This is a genomic window from Nocardia ninae NBRC 108245 (assembly GCF_007990755.1).
Taxonomy (GTDB): domain Bacteria; phylum Actinomycetota; class Actinomycetes; order Mycobacteriales; family Mycobacteriaceae; genus Nocardia; species Nocardia ninae.
On sequence record NZ_BJXA01000100.1, the window covers coordinates 1 to 19,460 of the forward strand.

Annotated in this window: 16 protein-coding genes; all 16 read left to right on the top strand. The window is 65.2% G+C overall.

Features of this window, described 5'->3' with window-relative positions; all coding sequences use genetic code 11:
- Window positions 1-1,795: type I polyketide synthase (locus tag NN4_RS39655; RefSeq protein WP_147142194.1), on the top strand; the 1,795-nt coding region annotated here is incomplete at its 5' end.
- A gap of 2 nt (window positions 1,796-1,797) precedes the next feature.
- Window positions 1,798-3,303 carry an MmgE/PrpD family protein gene (locus NN4_RS39660; RefSeq protein WP_147142196.1) on the top strand — a complete coding sequence of 502 codons (1,506 nt, stop codon included), beginning with the start codon at window positions 1,798-1,800 and terminating at the stop codon, window positions 3,301-3,303.
- A gap of 84 nt (window positions 3,304-3,387) precedes the next feature.
- Window positions 3,388-4,989 carry an AMP-binding protein gene (locus NN4_RS39665; RefSeq protein ID WP_147142199.1) on the top strand — a complete coding sequence of 534 codons (1,602 nt, stop codon included), beginning with the start codon at window positions 3,388-3,390 and terminating at the stop codon, window positions 4,987-4,989.
- Window positions 4,986-5,225 (top strand): acyl carrier protein, encoded by a 240-nt coding sequence (locus NN4_RS39670; RefSeq protein WP_147142202.1) that lies wholly within the window; start codon window positions 4,986-4,988, stop codon window positions 5,223-5,225. The genes NN4_RS39665 and NN4_RS39670 overlap by 4 nt, the downstream gene beginning before the upstream one ends.
- Window positions 5,222-6,184, top strand: coding sequence for a transglutaminase (locus tag NN4_RS39675; protein ID WP_147142205.1), 963 nt, complete (start codon window positions 5,222-5,224; stop codon window positions 6,182-6,184). The genes NN4_RS39670 and NN4_RS39675 overlap by 4 nt, the downstream gene beginning before the upstream one ends.
- Complete coding sequence (locus NN4_RS39680; protein ID WP_222595251.1) at window positions 6,181-7,293, top strand: diiron oxygenase; 1,113 nt, start codon at window positions 6,181-6,183, stop codon at window positions 7,291-7,293. The genes NN4_RS39675 and NN4_RS39680 overlap by 4 nt, the downstream gene beginning before the upstream one ends.
- Window positions 7,290-7,973 carry an SGNH/GDSL hydrolase family protein gene (locus NN4_RS39685; protein ID WP_147142207.1) on the top strand — a complete coding sequence of 228 codons (684 nt, stop codon included), beginning with the start codon at window positions 7,290-7,292 and terminating at the stop codon, window positions 7,971-7,973. The genes NN4_RS39680 and NN4_RS39685 overlap by 4 nt, the downstream gene beginning before the upstream one ends.
- Window positions 7,973-10,165, top strand: a complete 2,193-nt coding sequence (locus tag NN4_RS39690; RefSeq protein WP_147142210.1) for an iron-containing redox enzyme family protein — start codon at window positions 7,973-7,975, stop codon at window positions 10,163-10,165. The genes NN4_RS39685 and NN4_RS39690 overlap by 1 nt, the downstream gene beginning before the upstream one ends.
- A complete protein-coding gene (locus NN4_RS39695) occupies window positions 10,155-11,390 on the top strand; it encodes an acyl-CoA dehydrogenase family protein (RefSeq protein ID WP_147142213.1) in 1,236 nt (411 codons plus the stop codon). The genes NN4_RS39690 and NN4_RS39695 overlap by 11 nt, the downstream gene beginning before the upstream one ends.
- Complete coding sequence (locus NN4_RS39700) at window positions 11,377-12,681, top strand: lysine N(6)-hydroxylase/L-ornithine N(5)-oxygenase family protein (RefSeq protein WP_147142216.1); 1,305 nt, start codon at window positions 11,377-11,379, stop codon at window positions 12,679-12,681. Before NN4_RS39695 ends, NN4_RS39700 begins: the two co-directional genes overlap by 14 nt.
- The gene (locus tag NN4_RS39705) at window positions 12,678-13,736 is read left to right on the top strand and encodes an NAD(P)/FAD-dependent oxidoreductase (RefSeq protein WP_147142219.1); all 1,059 of its coding nucleotides are present in this window, start codon (window positions 12,678-12,680) and stop codon (window positions 13,734-13,736) included. Before NN4_RS39700 ends, NN4_RS39705 begins: the two co-directional genes overlap by 4 nt.
- The gene (locus NN4_RS39710; RefSeq protein WP_147142222.1) at window positions 13,733-15,748 is read left to right on the top strand and encodes a class I tRNA ligase family protein; all 2,016 of its coding nucleotides are present in this window, start codon (window positions 13,733-13,735) and stop codon (window positions 15,746-15,748) included. Before NN4_RS39705 ends, NN4_RS39710 begins: the two co-directional genes overlap by 4 nt.
- Window positions 15,745-17,262 carry an AMP-binding protein gene (locus tag NN4_RS39715; protein ID WP_222595252.1) on the top strand — a complete coding sequence of 506 codons (1,518 nt, stop codon included), beginning with the start codon at window positions 15,745-15,747 and terminating at the stop codon, window positions 17,260-17,262. Before NN4_RS39710 ends, NN4_RS39715 begins: the two co-directional genes overlap by 4 nt.
- Window positions 17,252-17,521, top strand: a complete 270-nt coding sequence (locus NN4_RS39720) for a phosphopantetheine-binding protein (protein WP_147142225.1) — start codon at window positions 17,252-17,254, stop codon at window positions 17,519-17,521. Before NN4_RS39715 ends, NN4_RS39720 begins: the two co-directional genes overlap by 11 nt.
- On the top strand, window positions 17,518-18,132 hold the full coding sequence (locus NN4_RS39725) for a GNAT family N-acetyltransferase (RefSeq protein WP_147142228.1): 615 nt from the start codon (window positions 17,518-17,520) through the stop codon (window positions 18,130-18,132). The genes NN4_RS39720 and NN4_RS39725 overlap by 4 nt, the downstream gene beginning before the upstream one ends.
- Window positions 18,129-19,181, top strand: coding sequence for a C45 family autoproteolytic acyltransferase/hydrolase (locus NN4_RS39730; protein WP_147142230.1), 1,053 nt, complete (start codon window positions 18,129-18,131; stop codon window positions 19,179-19,181). Before NN4_RS39725 ends, NN4_RS39730 begins: the two co-directional genes overlap by 4 nt.
- Window positions 19,182-19,460: the final 279 nt, after the last annotated feature.

Genomic DNA, 19,460 nt, shown 5'->3' on the forward strand with positions numbered 1-19,460 from the left:
CACGACTTCGATTGATCAGATCGCCGCCATCGCTGATACGACGAACCAATTGCTCTACGCGATCGACTGGGAGCCCATCGATCGCCCCGCCGGGCCCGCGGATACTCAGCCCAGCGTCGTGTCCATCGACCAGTCCACTGGATATTCGCCGTACCCCTTCGAAATAGAACCGGCGGGGGAGACGATCCTGGATGTCGTTGTCGGAGAGGAAAGCCCGAATGCGGAACTGGTCCACACACTGACAAGCAGCATCCTGACAACCATCCAGAATTGGTTGGCTATCCCTCGTTTCGACCAGTATCGCTTGACGGTCCGCACCCGCCGTGCAGTCCTCGTATCGGATGCCGATAGAGAGCTGGACCCCGCCTCTGCGGCGGTGTGGGGTCTCATCCGCTCTGCCCAGAACGAGAACCCAGGCAGATTCGCGCTTGTCGACACCGACGAGTCGACCGCTGCTGACCAGGTCACGTCGTCCGAACCACTGCTCGCTATCCGGAGCGGTCAACTCCATCTGCCACGGCTCCAGCAGGTCGAGGTGGTGCGCACCGGCCAGTCCTGGAACGGTGATCGGAAAACGGTGCTGATCGTCGGAGGAACGGGCGGTCTGGGTGAGCTTGTCGCACGGCACCTCGTAGCCAATCACGGTGCTACGGACTTAATTCTGGTCAGTCGATCGGGAGTGAGGGCGGTAGGGGCGGAGCAGCTTCACACAGAGCTTCAAGCCCAAGGCGCCAGGGTTCGCATTGTTGCCTGCGATGCCTCCAAGATCGAGGACCTCACCCGAGTCTTCGACGCTATCCCTGCGGATGCGCCGCTCCGTGCTGTCATCAGCGCGGCCGGCCAAGTCTCCGACGGCACGGTGGAGACCTTGGGGCACGAGCAGCTTCACACGGTGCTTCGGTCGAAGGTCGACGTCGCATGGAACCTCCACGAACTGACCCGCCATCTGGATCTCGAAGCCTTCATCCTGTTCTCATCGGCGGCCGGATCTCTCGGATCACCAGGCCAGGCCAACTACGCCGCAGCGAACGCGTTCCTCGATGCATTCGCCCAATATCGGCAGACACTCGGTCTGCCCGGTCAATCAGTGGCCTGGGGCATCTGGGCTCGAGAGACCGGTGGCATGTCAGGGCGCCTGTCGGGCCATGATGTTTCGCGCATCAGACGGTCCGGTCTGTCTCAGATGCCGCAGGACGTAGGTCTAGAGCTCTTCGACAGGGTGACTGGATCCGCGCACCCGTATCTCATCGCCGCAGCATTCGATGCAGACAGCATCGCGCGGTCGAGCGACACGCCTGGCTTGTTCCAGAGACTCGTGCGAAAAGATCGGCGCGCGGCGTCGGCCGAGCGAGCCACACGATCCAACCTGCTCGAACGTCTGAAAGAACTGGACCTCGATGGCCAGTGGGAAGCGGTGCTGACCGAGATCCAATTACAAGCGGCGGAAATCCTCGGGTACGAGGACCGGCTCGCCGTCGCCGGGGACATGGCATTCAAGGACATCGGCTTCGACTCCTTGACCGCTGTCGAGTTCCGCAACCGGCTTCAGGGAATCATGGATCTTCGGTTGCCCGTCTCGACGGTCTTCGACCACCCGAGTCCGGAGCAGCTTGCGAAACACCTCGTAAACGTTCTGCGGGAGCGATTCCCGGAGAAGTACGGCCGAAGTGAAGATCTCGCACCCTCGGTGACCGATAGCAGCGTCAACCCCGGTGTGCCGACAACAAACACGCCCGTCGACGAGATCGCGGACATGGATATAGACGCTCTAATCGAGCTGGCCGAGCGAGGATAACGATGGATACTTCGGAAGACTCATGCCCGAGCATCACCGCTCGCCTGGCGCAGTGGGCTCGCTCCTTGGCGTTCGAAGATATTCCATCTCACACGGTGGACTTGACGATCAGCCAGATCATCTCCAACCTCGCAGCGATACGTGCGTCGCTGGAACACCCCCTCGGACAGTCCCTGGTAGCCGCGTTCGGGAAGCCGTCGGATATTTCGGGCAAGCAATCGGCTTTCGTATTGTCAGCCCTGTCCATGAGCTTCGAGTTCGACGAGGTCGCCTACTCTGGGCACTTGTCGGCATCGTGTGTCAACGTAGCGATGGGTTATGCGGAGGAGCTCGGACGCAACGGCAAGGAAACGATCGCTGCCATCGTTGCTGCCAACGAATGTGCGGCGAGGTTTCAGTCGGCCGTGATTCTCGGCCCCATTTTCCGCGGGCAAAGTTCGACGTATCCACATATCATTGGAGCCGTTGTCGCTAGACTCCATGGTCTCGGGTGGGCGGAGTCCGATTGGACGAACGCTTTCGGACTTGGATTTGGGATCCTCCCGGTACCGCACGAACAATCCTTTCTGTCCTCGGACGCAAAGGTTTTCGTCGCCGCCCTTCCGGTCCGAAATGCTCTTGACGCATGCGACGCTGCCCTGCACGGCCTGCGCGGCAGCCTCGATGTCTTCGAAGGCGCAGACGGAGTGCTGGCCAAGCTCGCGGACATGCCACTAGAGGACGCAATTACTGATCGACTAGGAAAACGCTGGCACACGGACACGCTCTCATTTAAACCGTATCCTGGCAGTTTCTATCTTCAAGCCGCCTTCGAGTGCGCCGAAAAATTGCATGCTGACCTCGGAGTGAATCAGCTCGATGACGTAAAGGAGATCGTTGTACACTCTTCGCTCCTGACCGTATTGCTCGACGCAAAGGTTCGCCCGCACCTGCGCCGGGAACAAACGACCGTCTCCGCGATCACATTCTCCGTTGGATATGGAATCGCCGCAATTCTGGCGACCGGTCACTTGGGGATCGATAGCTTCGGGCCTCAGCAAATCGGTGATCCCAGATTGTGGGCATTGGCTGACAAAGTGCGCGTGGTCGAGGACAGATCCCTGACGGAAGCTATGGTCAGAGCCACAGTGCCGCTCGGAGAAATGCTTAGGCAAGCCGGTGATCGAGTTGGAAGCCTGCCGGTCATCCGCGACCTGCCGGCGTCCGATCTAGAGCTCATCCGAACAACCATCGGCCCGTCGGCAAGTACCTTCGACACTGCGACGATGGCTATCGGTGCGCGGGTCGATGTAGTCCTGACCGACGGGCGGACATTTAGCGAAGGCCGGGATCGCAGCATTGGCATGGCAGGTCCGGAGACCCGGCGTGACCATAGGAATATCGCTCGGCAAAAGTTCCTTCGAACCGGTGGATCGAGTGAGGCGCTGGCGCGTCTGGAGAACTTAGTAGCGTTGGATGCCAACGAAGTCGTTTCGGCGCTCCGTGCGGCATTAGCCGGCGCGAAATAGTTTCCGAGAGGTCTGGAGTCCGAGGGTTACGTCGATGGCAGCGCGGAGGCCGGCGAGTGTCCTCGATTAGAAAGGAAAGACACCATGCTCTGGGACGCGATCAGTAGCGCGGCAAAACCCCAAACGATGCTGCATTTCCCTGCGACGGGGCACTCCCTTCCGATTGCGCGAGTCCTCTGCGATGCTGAATCGGCCGCTGCGGTCATCGACGGCGACCGCCGGGTCGGTGTGTTGATGGCCAATGGCGAACCGTGGTTGCGCGGCCTGCTTGCGTGCCTGCGCGTAGGCGCCGCGGCGGTACCGATCGCCCTTCCTGGTGCGTTCGGCAGCGGTGCGGCGTATCTGAATCACCTGCGTCGCATTATTGGCGACGCCGAGCTGGACACACTACTGGTCGACGAGGTTGGTGCCCGGTTGCTAAAACGACTCGCTGACGACCTGATAGGCATTCGAGTCTATGACATAACCCAAGTGCCCCATCGGGATGCTAATCGGCGGAGCCTAAGGGGACCGGACGAATTTGCCGTCATCCAGTACACCTCCGGCAGCACCTCCGCCCCGAAGGGAGTCGCATTAACCGCCGCGAATATCGTGGCCGGGCTGGACGCTATCGCCGACGCCGCAGAGTGGACCAGCGACGACTGCATGGGTCTGTGGCTGCCGCTGTTTCATGACATGGGCCTGTTCGCAACCCTCGTCAGTCTGGTCCATGGCACGCCGGTATGCCTCTGGCGGCCATCGGACTTCGTCCGTGATCCCCGGCGCTGGCTGGCCGAGTGCGCAGGATCGCCGACCACTGCTGTGCCCATGCCGAATTTCGGCTATCAGACCCTTGCGACCGCGTTCCGCGGCGGGGTACCCGCCAACATTGATCTATCTCGCTGGCGCCTGGCTTTCAACGGTGCCGAGCCGGTGCGACAGGAGACGATCCAGGAGTTCACGGAAGTGTTCGCGCCCGTCGGGTTCCGTCCGGAGGCCATGCGCCCCTGCTACGGCATGGCCGAAGCCACCCTCATGGTGACCTGCCTGCCCTCGGGGTCGGTGCCGCGGGCGCTCGAGGTGGACCGTTTCCAGCTCGGCCCCGGCGACGCGGTCCGGGCGGTGCGCGGGAACTCCGACGCCGCGCGAACGGTGATGAGCGCGGGCCGTGCCGCCGGCGAAATGCGTTGGCGGGTCGCCGAATCGGGCCGCGTGGGGGAGATCGAGATATCGGGCGCCGCGGTCATGGGCGGTTATCTGGGCGTCCCGGATGCCGAGCAGCCGTTCACTGGCGACGGCTGGCTGCGCACCGGCGACCTCGGTTTCGAGCAAGATGGTGAGCTCTACATCGTCGGCCGGCGTAAGGACATGATGATCCAGCACGGCCAGAACTACTACGCCGAGGACATCGAGGATCTCGTCCGGAGCCTCCCGGATGCGGACACCGGTCGTTGCGCCGCGATCGGTGTCACCGAACCCGAGGCCGAATACATTGCCGTCCTCCTGGAAACCCAGCTCGATCCGGACGCGGCTGGCGCACTGGCCGCGACCGTCGAATCGGCGATCCGGCTGGCGCTGGGACCCGGTATCGCACGGGTGTATCCCGTTGCACCCAAGACCATTCCATACACCAGCTCCGGCAAGGTGCGGCGCCAGGCGGCCCGCGAACTGTGCCGTCGCATCACGCAGGAAGGCGCGGTCGAATGAACGCGGAAACCGTGGAAGCTGCCCTCGCCGTCGCCTTCGCGACCCGGCTGGAACTGGACCCCGCCGAAATCGAACCGGACCGGGCGATCGCGGAATTGCCCGGCATCGATTCCCTCGCCATGCTGCGAGTCATCGTCGACGTCGAAACCGCGCTCGGCATACAAATTTCCGACGACACCGCCTACGCCGCGACCACCGTGCGGCAGCTCGCGAAACTCGTAGCGGAGCAGGCGTGAACCTCTCATTCGTGCAGACGCCGGCCGAGCTGGCGGTCTTCGACACCACGGTCTCCGAGGCGGCCGAGGTGCTGCGGTGCGACACCGAGCAGGTGGCGGCATTGGCGTCGGAGGGGTTACAGCACCGGCTCGATCCCCTGCGGGGAATGCTGTTCGACTACGCCGATGTGGTCAATGCCGGCGCCTGCTCGGGCAGCGATCTCAGCGTGCCCGAACTGGCGCAGCGCCTGCTGATGCGGTTCGCCGCCGGTACGCCGCAGTCGTGGCTGCGGCCCATCACCTGGACTGTCACGGTGCATTTGCCCGTCGGGCGGCAGGGTGTCCTGGCCGCCGCCGTCCCCGATCGACGGGCCGACGGGATCGAGGCCCTCGACGCGCCGGACTCCGACATCCCGCCGCCGACCGTCCCGGCGGGTCGCCAGAGTGCACCGTATCGAGTCCGCGTGCGACTCTCAGGGCAGCGTTATGACATCGAAAATACCGCCGTCCGTGCGGCATTCGATGAGCACCTCGAGGCTTTCAGGTCCGGACGGGTCGTCTACCAGACCATTGCCGAGAGCCTTCGCGCCGATCACCGGCGGGCGTGGGATCTGGGCATCGCCGACTGTGTGGTCACCAGCGCGGTGCTCGCGGACCGATTGCGGGACTGCGGATCACGCGTCAGAACTCGTCGCGGCTACCTGCTCGGCCTGCTCGGTAGCGACCATGCCTGGACCGAGGTGTACGAGCACGGACACTGGCGGCCCCTGGATGTCGTCTTCGCGCACCTGGCGCCCGACGGCGCCGGCGAATTCCGGCAAGCCTGCTGCGGCAGCCGTTTCAACCGCTTGCTGCCGTGCGCTGTGGAGGCAGGTGCTCCGCTGGTGATCGACGCCGAAGGCGGGCCGGGATCGAAGCGGGCATTCGCCGGAGTGACCTCGCGCATGGAAATCGCTGCGGCGGCGGGAGTCCGCTGGTGAACAGCGAGAATTCGCCGACCGAGGCCGGGCGGATGGCCGCACTCGGCGGGACCTGGGCGCTCGAAACCGGTGGCGCGACGGTGTTCAGCTGGGACTACGACCCCGGAAACGAACGGCTGCTCGCCCTGTACGGAAAGGGCAAGCAACGACAGTGGGACGCCGAGGTCCGGCTGGATTGGTCCCATGAGGTTGATCCGGATAATCCGATCGGCATGCCCGACGAATTCGTGTGGATCGCCGACTCGGACCTCTGGCGGGCGCTGCCGGAAGCCGACCGGATCACCGTGCGGCGGCACCTGGCGGGCTGGTTGTATTCGCAGTTCCTGCACGGTGAGCAAGGCGGGCTCGTCTGTGCCGCGAAGGTGGTGCAGACCGTGCCGGATATGGATGCCAAGTTCTACGCTGCCACCCAGGTCATGGATGAGGCTCGCCATGTCGAGGTGTATCAGCGGATGCTGGACACCAAAATCGGTGTGCGGTACGGCATGTCGACCCCGCTGCGTGGCCTGTTCGAAACTATTGTCCGCGACAGCCGCTGGGATATCACCTATCTCGGCGTGCAGGTGCTCATCGAGGGGCTCGCGCTGGCCTCCTTCAGTATTCAACGCGACCGCCTGCGAGATCCCCTGGCGCGCACGCTGAATGCCTATGTGCTGCAGGACGAGGCCCGGCATGTCGCGTTCGGTCGCCTCGCCCTGCGCGATTTCTACCGCCAGCTCACCGACGCCGAGCTACGCGAGCGCGAGGAATTCGCCATTGAAGCGTGCTGGACCTTGCGTGACCGTTTCGCCGGTGAGGACATGTGGCGCAACCTCGATTACGGGGCCGAGGAGTGCATCGCGCTGGCCCGGCGCTCACCCGCCATGCGGGAATTCCGTCGCCGGCTCTTCTCCCGCATCGTCCCGACCCTGCGCGATATCAACCTGTTCGGGCCACGCATGCAGCAAGCGCTGAAGGATCTCGGGGTCTTCGGCTTCGGCGAAATCGACGGTGCCGCAATTAATGCCGAGGATGAACGGCTCGCCCAGGAGATCGACCGCCAGGAGCGCCTGGTCCGGGGCAGGGAAGTCGCCGACACCATCGCTATGGGAAAGGAAGACATCGCATGACCACGCCGACCGAGGAAACTGACCCCTTCGCGATGAGCACCGCCACCGCCGCCGAGATGCTCGGCGGCGCACCGTGGCAGCGGATGGTGACGCTCGGAGACAGTGTCGCGGAAGGCATTCGGGAGACAGCGCCCGGATTCGCCGACCTGTCCTGGTCCGAACGCATCGAAACGGCCCTGCGCGAAATCCAGCCGGAATTCACCGCGATCAATCTCGGCAAGCGTGACCTGACCACCACCGAGGTACGCGCGGCCCAACTCGAGGCCGCACTGGATTTCGGACCGGATCTGGCCTTCGTCGCCTGCGGCGGCAACGATATACTCCGCCCCGGATTCGACCCGGTGCGGGTGCGCGCGGATCTGACGGCCATCGTCTCCGCACTGCGTGACCAGGGCGCGGACGTGGTGACGTGCGGACTGCTCGACCTCACCCAGGCCGACCTGGTACCCGCGAAATACGCGCAGTCGGTCAGTGCCGCGACGCGTGCGCTCGCGCACCTCACCGAGGAGGTGTCACGCGAACTCGGCGCCATCTTCGTGCAGTTCCTGGATCACCCGCTGACCGCCGACCCGAGCATCTACAGCAGCGACAAACTCCACTTCAATACCCGGGGCCACGCGTTCTCCGCGGCGCTGAACATTCAGGCACTGACTCGTCACCTCGCCGGAACGTCGCGTTGATGTCCTCCGATGCGCTGACTCGCCCCCTCGACACGTCGACGTCCCTGCCGCCGCGCCGTTTCGAATTCAGCCACGCCGCCGCCGCCGCGGCCGACCGGGTGCTTGCCTCGGGCGCCGACGCAGTGTGGCATCAACTGCTCATGGAGCAGGAGAACGAAGCGTCGGTCGTCCTGGCCCGGCGGATCATCGGAGCGTTCCTCGATGCGATCCCGGAGCCGGCCGGGCGTGACCTCACGGCCGAGGACATCGCCGACGAGGTCGCCGCGGCCGGTATCAGGTTGCGCCCGCTGATCGACACGCTGTTTTCCCGCGATGCGGCAACCAGACGAATCGTCCTGCGCCAGCGTGCGCCGATCGCCCTGCTGGACGGGTGCTGGAACGACATCGTCTCCCAGCCCGCGACGCAGCCCTCCGGGATTGTCAATCAGCTGGTGGCACACAGCTTCCTCCTGCACGGGGCGGGAGAACCGGGCCAAGCGGTGGGACAGCTCCGCCGTCGTGCCATGGCCGCCGAGGGCGTCTTTCTCCCCGAACTCACCGCCCGCGAGTTCCTGAGCGCCACGCAGGCTCGACCCTTGACCGCGCACAGCGCCTCGTTCTATCTAGCACTGAGCCGCCTGCCCGCGAACTTCCTGCCCGAGATCGTGGCGGTGCACTATGCATTCGACATGATGGCCGTCGACGATCACCTGCTCGGCATGGGCTGCCGCCAGCTACCGCGTCTCGACCGGATCATTCCGGACTTCCTCGGCTACGCCCGCATATCCGGCACCGCGGCAACGGACGTGCCACGACTGCTGCGCGCCATCCGTCTGGTCATCCGGCTCGAGACCGAGCACATCGGCTCGCTGGTGGACCTGGCGCACTGGCACGACCGGCTCTCCCTGGACGAGCGGGTGGGCCGGATCATCGCCCGGCACGCGCGCTATGCGGGTACTCAGCACGGCGGCGTGCGCATCGGCGGGCGGAAGTTGTCGGACGCCCTCGCCGATCCGGACCTCGATGTCGCGCAGTTCGTTTCAGAGTTGCGCGGTTCCCGTCAACTGCGGACGGGACCGGGAGGTGGCAATCGGCTGCTGGACGCGATCAAGTTCGGCGGGCCGATGTTCGGCATCTTCGACGATGCCGAAGCAGAGGTGCTCACCGCGTGGTCGGAAGCCGTTGCGGCAGGTGAACCCGCCGGTCCGGCGGCCGGTGCATGCACCGCCGGCGACGACGAGGCGCGGAATTGGGACGCCGCCATCGCTGCCTTCCACCCGGCGGACGTGGACCTGGTGACGGTGGATCCGCGCGACGCGGCGCGGTGGCAGCCGCGGGAGTTGTTCCACCGCCTGGTGAATATCGAGAACTATCCCGGCACCATCACCCGGGCGCGCAACTACGCCGACCAGGTGCTCGAGCGGGCGGAGTTGCTCTTCACCGAGGGCGCGAGCGGCCGCTACACCGACGCGAGCTGGTTCGACTACAGTGCTGGCGCACTGCTCGAGCGGGTCGAGAATATCTACTGGAGGAAACTGATCGGCCCGTACCGACCGCTCGACGAGATCCCTGATCGCGACGCGGTGATCGAGAACCAGAAGAGATACGCGCTTGCCGCGCTCGTCGACGGCGCGTGGCTACATCGCATCGGCAACGCCGGACGCCTCGACCGGCCCGGTGTGGCCGCCCTGCACGCGATCCACGCCGACGAGATGGGGCGCGGCGATCTCGCGAAAAACCACATCACCCTGATCAATCGGGTGCTCGCGAGCATGTCGATCGAGCTGCCGCACATTCGGGAGCGGGAGTTCATCAATGAGCGGGTACTGCCCGATTTGCCCTACGCCTTCGCGAACCACCAATTGAGCCTCGGGCTGTTCCCGGATTGCCGCTATCCCGAGATTCTCGGATTCACCCTCGGCATAGAGCTTTTTGGACTCGGCGAAGTGCGGCTGCACGAGATCCAGAAACTGCGTCACCACGGCCTCGACACCTGCTACGAAGAAGCACACCTGACCATCGACAATGTCTCCGCCGGGCACGCCCGGCAAGCCGCCGACATCATCAACAGCTATGTGGACTCGGTCGGGCGGAACGCGGGATCGGCAGCGGTAGCGGGGGAGTGGCGTCGAGTCTGGCGCGGTTACGCTTCCTTCGCTCTGTTCGTCGAGGCGGATTTGGTGCGAAAGCTGATGGTCCGCAATGCGAACTGAGGTACGCCGTCCCGCCTTCGACCCGGACATTCTCGCCCTGCCGTTCTACGATCGGACCCACCGCGCCCTCGCCGAATCGGTGGACCGGTGGTGTGCGGAGCAGGGCGCACTCTGGGCACGCGCCCGGACCGACGCCTCGGATTCGTCGGGCGCCAGCATTATTCGTGAGCTCGGCGCGGCAGGTTGGCTGGCCGGTCTGGACCCGGCCGCAGGTGCCGGCGCGCCGGGATTGGATTGGCGTGGCCTGTGCCTGATGCGCGAAATCCTGGCCTACAGCGAAGATCTCGCCGACTACGCATTCTCGGTGCAGGCCTTGGCCGCCACCCCGATCCGGCGGCACGGCAGCGCCGAGCAACAGGCGCGTTGGCTGCCGCCGATGTCGCGCGGCGAGGCGATCGGCGCCTTCGCGCTCTCCGAAGATCAGGCTGGCTCGGATGTCGCCGCTATCGAACTGCGTGCCGAAAACCATTCCAGTGGTTATCTTCTCAATGGCCACAAAGCCTGGATCGCCAACGGCACCCTGGCCGATGTGTTCTGCGTGATCGCGCGGACGGGTGGTCTGGGCGCATTCGGCCTGACCGCCTTCCTGGTTCCTGCCGGCACCCCGGGGCTGCGGACGCAACCGATCGATATGGTGGCCCCGCGCTCCCTCGCCCGCGTGGAGTTCGAGGACTGCTACGTCCCTGCCGACGCCGTCCTGGGCGGACTCGGCGGCGGGTTCATCCTCACCATGGATCTGCTCGAACGATTCCGCATGACGGTCGGCGCGGCGGCCGTCGGTTTCGCACGCCGGGCCGCCGATGCGGCGCTCGACCATGCGCGCGGACGAAAAGCATACGGCGCCACGCTATTCGACCTGCCGACGGTGCGCGCCTCGCTGGCCGACGCGGAGGTCGCGCTCAATGCCGCGGCGCTGCTGGTCGCCCGGGCCGCCTGGGATGCCGATCACAGCGCGCCGCACTTCGCCAGGCAGGCGGGTATCGCGAAGCTCTACGCCACCGAGAACGCGCAAGTCATTGTCGATGCGGCCGTTCAGATCCGCGGTGCGTCCGGGTTGGTCACCGACAGCCTGACCGAGCGCCTCTACCGGCAGATTCGATCCCTGCGCCTCTACGAGGGCGCTTCGGAAGTGCTGCGCGCCACGATCGCCGAAACCCTCGGGCATCGAACGGCCAGTGCCGGACCGGTTCCGGCGGAAAGCGGGGCAGCCCATGCCGGACCATGAATCGCGCTCCGCCCATTTCCGATGCGTCGGCATCGGGGTGGGGCCCGCGAACCTGTCCCTGGCGTCGCTGCTGCACGCGGATTCCGACGTGCCGAATCTGTTTCTCGACCGCAAAGACCGATTCGACTGGCACGACGGTCAACTCGTGGGCGGGGCGACGCTGCAGGTATCGCCGCTGAAGGATCTGGTCAGCCTGAGCGATCCCACCAATCCCTTCTCGTTCCTGAACTACCTGCACGAACAGGGCCGGATCTACCACTTCCTGAACGCCCGATTCGAGAGCGTGCCCCGGCGCGAATACCGGAACTACCTGGAATGGGCGAGCGGCCGCAACCCGAATGTCGTATTCGGCGAAGAGTTGATCGCCGTGCATTTCGACGGGACCTTCACACTGCGCACGGACCGGCGCACGTTGTCCGCCGACAATATCGTCGTCGGGGTCGGCGCGCGGCCCTGGGTTCCCGAGTTCGCCCGTGGCGGTCTCGGCGACAGCCAGTTCCACATGGCGGATTTCACCGGCAAGGCGGCAGCACTGGGCGGGCGCCGCGTCGTGGTCATCGGCGGCGGGCAATCGGGCGCGGAAGCCGTGCTGGACCTGATCTCCCGCGACGGCCGGCAGCTGCCCCGCGAAACAGTGTGGGTATCGCGCCGGCGCAACTTCTTCCCGATCGACAACTCGCCCTTCACCAATGAGTTCTTCATGCCGTGCCACTCCGACTACTTCTACAGCCTCCAAGCCGGGTCCCGGGCGGCATTCAATCGGGAGCACGTGCTGGCCAGCGACGGAATCTCCGAGCTCACCGCGCGTGAGATCTACCAGCGCCTGTACGTGCACCGATTCGTCGAACAGCGGGAACAGGCGATCGGCCTCTACCCGAATCGGGATGTGGTAGACGTGACCCCGGAGGGAGGCCGGTGGTTGGTCGCGGTCCGGCACCAGGACGAGACGGACCACGTCGAGTATTTCGAGGCGGACGCCGTGATCTGGGCCACTGGCTACCGGCCCAACCGCTTGGACTTCCTCGCGCCGCTGGCCGATCGGCTCGAGCGGGAGGACGGCGAGTTCGCGGTCGATGAGGACTTCGCCGTGCGCTGGGACGGCCCGGCGGACCGCAATATCTTCCTGCAGAACGCCGTCCCCCGCCAGCGTGGCCTCGCCGATCCGAATCTGAGCCTGAATTCGTGGCGCAGCCAGCAAATTCGCGATCGAATCCGAGGGACCCGCAGCCGAGATCAGCTGGCGGCCTTCGTCGAATGGTCGACGAAACCCGGAAGGTCGATGCCGGTATGACGGACTCGATCAGGCTGGATGTGGCGATAGTCGGGGCCGGGGTGATCGGTTGCCTGATCGCGCGGGAGTTGTCCGAGCGTCGGCCCGACCTCGATATCGTGGTTATCGACCGAGGTGGCGTCGGTGAGGGAGCCAGCCGATATTCGGCCGGACTGGACATTCCTCGCGGCAACAGCGAACGGGTGCGCCGTATGGCCGCCTATGGTCAGCGGTACTTCGCGGGCACCCGGTGGACGCTGCCCATGACCGTAATCGCGGACCGCACCCGGGAATCCGACGTTCGTGAGCGGTATCTCGAGGGTGCCGGGCTGCTGGCGACGCCCGCGGTGCACCGCGGGCCGGTCGACCTCCCGCCCGGGCATATCGCCTGGCTCGGCGAGTGCGCGTACACCGACGTGCACGCCTTTGCGCAGCACGTCGCTCGCGAGGTCCGATCGCGTGTGCGCTTCCACGAAGGCAGCGCGGTGCTCGCTGTCGCGCCGTGTTCGGACGGAATTCGGTTGCGGCTCGGTACCGGTCGCAGCGTCCTCGCCGATCGGGTTGTGCTGGCTCCCGGGCCCTGGACCGGCTCGTCCCTCTGGGCGCCGTTTCTGCGCCCCTTCGGTATTCGGGTCAAACGGGTGGTCGCGCTGCACCTCGACCGGGCCCCCGCGGACGGCGATGCCGCCGTCATCTTCGACACCGAGGATGCCTTCCTACTGCCGATGCATCGTCGTGGCCACTGGCTCTTCAGCTACACCAGCGAGGACTGGGACATCGCACCCGACCGGCCCGGAACCGGGCTGACGGCGGCGGATCTGGCTGCCGGACATCGCGTTCTGGCGAAGTACTCGCCGCACCTGATCGCGTCCACCGTCTCCGGTCGCGTGTTCTGCGACGCCTACAGCCCCGACCGCGAGCCACTGGTCCGGAGTTCGTCGGCCGACCCGCGAGTCGTGTTCGCCGGCGCCGCCAATGGCGCCGGCTATCGCCTCGGCCCGGCCATCGCCGCCGAGACGGCAGATCTGCTCGAGACCCTGGCCGGGACCGACGTCGAACGGGAGCGCATCGCATGATCATTCGCCGATACCAGGCCGAGGCACTCGGCGACAGCTTCGGCATTCAGATGGGTGGCATCGACGGTCTCGCAACCGCGGCGGCCTGGGGGCGCGTGTCGCCGGGTGGGCGGACGGTGGTGCACCGGCACGACGAGACCGAGCAGATCACCATTGTTTCCGGCGATGGTGAGTTCCTCGTCGACGATCGGCGGATACCGGCGGGCCCGGGCACCGTGGCGGTGTTCGCGCCGTTCGAACCGCACGTGCTCGGCAATGCGGGCGATGGCGACCTGATCTTTCTCACCCAGTACTGGCGCGACGCCGCCCAGGTGAGCGCCGCGGTGCGCGGCGAAAAGCCCGCTGACCCGGCTCGCCCGATCTTCGTCTTCTCCACGCCGCCGACACCCAACGGAGATCTCCACCTCGGACATCTCTCCGGGCCCTACCTCGGTGCCGACGCCTACGTCCGGTATCAGCGCATGAACGGTGCGCAAGCCTGGCATCTCACCGGAAGCGATGACTTTCAAAGCTACGTGCGGGATTTGGCGCGCCAGGAGCAGCGTGCGCCGGGCGAGACCGCCGCGCATTTCAGTGCGGAGATCGCGGCGACGCTCGCGCTGATGGATATCGAGCCCGATCAGTACACCGTCACCGGGACCGACCCGGACTACCGCCGTGGATTGCGAGAGTTCTTCTCGAAACTCGTTGCTTCGGGACGGATCAAGCCGGTGGCAGGCCCCGCCCTGGCTGATCCCGAGAATGGTGCGTACCTGTACGAGGTCGACGTCGCGGGTGGCTGCCCGGTCTGTGCTTCCTCGACGCGCGGCAATATCTGCGAACAATGTGGTGAGCCCAATGCGGTAGTCGACCTGCTCGATCCGATCACAGCGGTGTCCGGTCTGACGCCCGTCCCGACTACCGTCACCCGATTCGCGTTGCCGCTACACGAATTTCGCGACGCGGTGCGACTGCACCACCGATTCGGGCGGGTACCGGCACGGCTGCGAGAACTGGCCGACCGGGTGTTCCGTCGCGAGCGGCTCGATATCGCGCTCACCCATCCGAGTGACTGGGGTATCCCGCCGGCGGAATCGGAGGGAGCCGGACAGGTGGTTTGGGTCTGGCCGGAGATGTCCTACGGATTCCTGCACGGCATCCAGCGGTTGGCCGAACGGCTCGGTGCGGGCTGGAAAGCCAGTGCACCACAGCCGGAGTGGAAGCTCGTGCACTTCTTCGGCTACGACAACAGCTTCTATCACTCCATCCTCTATCCCGCCCTGTACTCCCTCGCGTTCCCCGGTTGGGAACCCGATATCGACTACCACGTGAACGAGTTCTATCTGCTGGCGGGCGAGAAGTTCTCCACCAGTCGCCGGCATGCGATCTGGGGCAAGGAAATCCTGTCCCCGGACAGTGTCGACGCGGTGCGGTTCTTTCTGGCCGGCACTCGCGCCGAGCGCACCAGAACCAATTTCACGACCGCGGAGTACGAGCGAGTCCTCGATGAGCAGCTCATCGGAATCTGGCAGCGCTGGCTCGTCGACCTGGGGTGCCGCGTCGCGCGACGCTTCGGGGGCCGCGCGCCCGAAGCGGGGAGCTGGACCGCGGAGCACCTCGCCTTCCTGCGCCGCTTGCATCTTCGGCTCGACGCCACCACGGCGAGTCTGGGGCCGGACGGCTTCTCGCTGCGCACGACGGCCGCCGAAATCGACGGCATCGTCTGCGATGCCGTGCAATTTGCTGCGGAGAGCGGCCAACTCGCGGACATCGCAACGTTGGACAGTGAGATGCGCACCTCGATCGTCCTCGAGTTGACGGCCGCGAAACTGCTCGCGGCGGTGTCCGCGCCGATCATGCCGCGATTCGCTGCCAAGTTGGATACGGCGCTGGGCGGACACGGTCTGCGGGACTGGCCGGACACGGTCGAGCCGGTGCCTGCCGGTAGTTCGATCGCTCTGTCCGAAGCAGTGTTCTTTCGCCCGTCCCGCGATGCTGCCGCAATCCCGGTCGCCGAGGCGGTGTCGCCGTGATCAACGCCATCATCGCCGCTCCGCCTGCCGGTGGCAGCATGCACATCGCGACACTGGCCGTGCGGCACAGCCTTTCACTAAGAGAGCTGTACGAGCGCGCGGGCCGGGTGGCGGCATACCTGTGCGCCCGCGGAATACGTCCCGGTGATTGCATCGGAATACTGTCGTCGAACCGGCTGGAGTGGGTGCTGCTCGACCTCGCGGCTTTGCGGCTCGGGGTCCGGACAGCTGGGCTGGAACCTGGAAAATTCGAGCCGACCGCCGAGTTACTCGCTCGGTACGACCTGAAGGTGCTCTTCACCGACACACCCGTCGATCTGCCCGGCATTCTGGCCATCGGCGACATCGAAAACCATACGGACAGTGCGCGATCAGAAGGATTGCCGGACGTCCACTATGCGCCCGAGGACATTACAACCATCAAGTTCACCTCCGGCAGCACCGGCACGCCCAAGGGTCTCGCCGCGACAGCGGGCAGTATCGACAGCTCCGTGACGGCGATCCAGCAGATGTTCGGACACGGTCCCTGCGATAATCTGCTGATCTTCCTCCCGCTGTCGTTGCTGCAGCAGCGCTACTGGATCTACTCGGCCCTGGCCTACGGGCATGACGTAACCCTCTGCACCTACACGTCGGTCTTCGCCGTCATGCCATCGGTACGGCCGACGGTCGTCATGGGCGTCCCCGCCTTCTTCGAGGCCGCACGCCGCGAGATCGAACAGTCGGCCGCCGAGATCGAGGCCGACAGTGCGAACGAGGCGCTGCGAGCGGCGGCGGACGAGTTGTTCGGCGGGTGCATTCGATACCTCTGGACGGGTTCCGCTCCGGCCGGTCGCGCCCTGCTGGATTTCTTTGCCTCGGTGGGGCTTCCGATCTTCGAGGGATACGGTCTCAACGAAACCTGCATCGTGGCGAAGAACGCTCCCGGAGCCGCGCGCGCCGGCAGTGTCGGCCGGGTCTTGCCCGGCAAGACGGTTCTCATCGACTCGGAGGGGGTCGTTCGGGTACGCAGCGAGTATCCGGTCAGCCGCCGGTACCTGTACGCCGAGCCCGGTGCCTCGGATCGGGTGTTCTGCGGCGACAACACCGTGATCACCGGGGACCTGGGCTATCTGGACAGCGAGGGATACCTGTACATCGTCGGGCGGGCCGACGACACGATCGTGCTCGGCAATGGTCGCAAGATCGTGGTCAGAGCCATCGAAGAGCGCCTCGCCAACGCCGGAACGGCGATCACCCAATGCGTCGTATTCTGCCGTGCGCAAACCGAATTGGTGGCGGTGGCGGCTTCGGACCGGGTTCCGGTGGATCGTGCCGCCGTCGCCGCCCAGCTCGCCGCCGCCAACCTCGGCGCGCACCGTGACGAACGCATCGCGCGGGTCGTCGTCACCGACGAGCCGTTCAGCATCGGCAACGGTCTGCTCACATCCCAATACAAGCCACGCCGACAGCGCATCTACGCGCGTTTCGAATCCGCGCTGACGAACCCGGAGGAGGGTATTCATGCATGCTGACATAGCAGAGTTCACGCGCCGCCGACTCGCGGCGCTGGCCGTCGCCGACGTGACACCGGAGGAGCTGGACCCGGACGTCGACCTGGTGCGGTCCTACGGTCTGACCTCACTGAACAAGGTTGTGCTGCTGACCTCGGTGTGCCATCGGGCCGGAGTCGACCTCACCGTGCTCACCGATGACGATCTCGCCCGGATGCTGACCCTGCGCGAAATCGTCGACACCGTCGCGCGGTACGTACCGGAAGGCAGAACCGCATGAGCTGGATAGCCCTCGGCCATCAGGTGCTGGAGAACGATCATGTCCGGCTACATCCGATTTCCGCGAGCGATCGCGAGGCAGTGCACGCCGTCGCCATGGACCCCGAGATCTGGCGCTACTTCGTCACGCTGATCGAAACCCGCGCCGACTTCGACGATTTCTTCGACGCGTGTCTCGACGACGACCGGGCGGGGCGGCGCGTGGTGTACGTCATCACCGACAAGGCCAGTGGCCGAGTCGCCGGGAGCATGAGTTTCGGCAATCTCGCCGAACCCGATGGCCGGCTCGAGATCGGATGGTCCTGGCTGGGACGCGATTTCCGCGGCGCGGGTCTCAACCGGTGGGCCAAACTCCTCCTGCTCGAGCATGCGTTCGAAACGTTGGGGGCACATCGGGTCGAGTTCAAGACCGATCAGCTGAATGTGCGGGCCCGCCAGGCTTTGCGCAATATCGGTGCGGCCGAGGAGGGCACGCTTCGCAGCTTCAATTTCATGCCCGGCGGGCGGCGTCGCGACGCTGTCTACTACAGCATCCTCGCCGTGGAATGGCCGCAGGTCAGGCTGACGCTTATGTCTGACGCGCAGGTCACACCCGCCATCTCTTCGATATGACCGAATCGCAAAAGGTGCCTGTAGTCGACTGTGCTGGAGACGCGTTCACTGTTGGGTACCAGCACGGGGCGCGATTGGCCCCGCGGCTGCGCCTTTTTCTCGATGATTCGTTGTGCCGTCTCAACCGTGTCCTGCCGGACCTCGTCACCTTGTCCGGGTTGCGGCCCGAGATCGCTGCCTACCGCGATGCGATAACCAACGCCCTGCCCAGTTTGGCGGAGGAGATCCAAGGGATTGCCGAAGGTGCGCGCATCACCACCGAGGAAGCCTGGCTCCTACAGATCCGACGCGAGCTAATGGGCTACCGAAGGGTACCGACCGGCGGAGACTGCACCACCTACTCCCGAGCCGAGACCGCCACACACCCAACTGTGCTCGCGCAGACTGTCGATCTGAATGGCGATCTCGACGAGCACATCGCGGTGCTACGAATCTCACACCGCGATTCTCCACGCAAAGTGCTCCTACTGAGCTTCGGCGGACTGCTCGGATACTTGGGCATCAATAGTGACGGCCTGGCTATCGGGCTAAACCTGGTCCTCGGTGGTGACTGGAAGCCCGGAGTGCCCCCATATCTGGCCATCCGTCACCTCCTTGACAGCTGTGCCACCGCATCGGAGGCGGTCGAGCGACTACACACCATATCCCTGGCGGGTTCCCGGTCCCTTACCCTCGTCGACCGCCAAAACTCCATGTGTATCGAGGTCTTGAACAACGAAATTCGCCTTGTAACCCACGGCGATTCCGTCCACACCAACCATTTTCTACACCCCGATTTCGCCGATCACGACGAACTCAACATCTTCGCCCGCAACTCCTCGACCCGTCGTCTTGACGCCTGCACCATGGCGCTCGACGCCCTCCCGTCCACCGCCGTCATCTCCGATCATTTCGACATTCTGTGCAGACCACCCATCCGCATCCCGAACCACGGTGATATTCAACGAGAACGAACCGTGGCCGCAGTCGTCCTCGTGCCCGCCAGCGGCCAGCTCCACCTCCGCCCCGGCGACCCGTCCGTCACCGGAACTCTGAGCTTCCAGCTGTAAGACCCCGAGCCCGACCAGTGGTAAAGACTCCTGGTCCCATCTTCGATGTGCCCATGGCAGGATTCGAACCCTGCGACCCCACTTAGAAGGGAGTGTCCGGAATCGGCTCCGCCGCACTTTCGGTGGTGATCAGGTGCCGGTGTGTTTGGTGAATGTGCCTGCTGCTGTGGTCTTTTCGGGGCTGCGCCCCGCATGATCTGGACGGGCCAGCTCACCCTGAGACTCCCGTTGGCACGCAAGTATCCGACGCTAGCCGAAGGCGCGATAGCCAGCGCATGA

Excerpts from the sequence above, each read along its gene's own strand:
- NN4_RS39660 (WP_147142196.1), top strand. The coding sequence starts at position 1,798 with ATGGATACTTCGGAAGACTCATGCCCGAGCATCACCGCTCGCCTGGCG.
- NN4_RS39665 (WP_147142199.1), top strand. The coding sequence starts at position 3,388 with ATGCTCTGGGACGCGATCAGTAGCGCGGCAAAACCCCAAACGATGCTG.
- NN4_RS39670 (WP_147142202.1), top strand. The coding sequence starts at position 4,986 with ATGAACGCGGAAACCGTGGAAGCTGCCCTCGCCGTCGCCTTCGCGACC.
- NN4_RS39685 (WP_147142207.1), top strand. The coding sequence starts at position 7,290 with ATGACCACGCCGACCGAGGAAACTGACCCCTTCGCGATGAGCACCGCC.
- NN4_RS39690 (WP_147142210.1), top strand. The coding sequence starts at position 7,973 with ATGTCCTCCGATGCGCTGACTCGCCCCCTCGACACGTCGACGTCCCTG.
- NN4_RS39695 (WP_147142213.1), top strand. The coding sequence starts at position 10,155 with ATGCGAACTGAGGTACGCCGTCCCGCCTTCGACCCGGACATTCTCGCC.
- NN4_RS39700 (WP_147142216.1), top strand. The coding sequence starts at position 11,377 with ATGCCGGACCATGAATCGCGCTCCGCCCATTTCCGATGCGTCGGCATC.
- NN4_RS39705 (WP_147142219.1), top strand. The coding sequence starts at position 12,678 with ATGACGGACTCGATCAGGCTGGATGTGGCGATAGTCGGGGCCGGGGTG.
- NN4_RS39710 (WP_147142222.1), top strand. The coding sequence starts at position 13,733 with ATGATCATTCGCCGATACCAGGCCGAGGCACTCGGCGACAGCTTCGGC.
- NN4_RS39720 (WP_147142225.1), top strand. The coding sequence starts at position 17,252 with ATGCATGCTGACATAGCAGAGTTCACGCGCCGCCGACTCGCGGCGCTG.
- NN4_RS39725 (WP_147142228.1), top strand. The coding sequence starts at position 17,518 with ATGAGCTGGATAGCCCTCGGCCATCAGGTGCTGGAGAACGATCATGTC.
- NN4_RS39730 (WP_147142230.1), top strand. The coding sequence starts at position 18,129 with ATGACCGAATCGCAAAAGGTGCCTGTAGTCGACTGTGCTGGAGACGCG.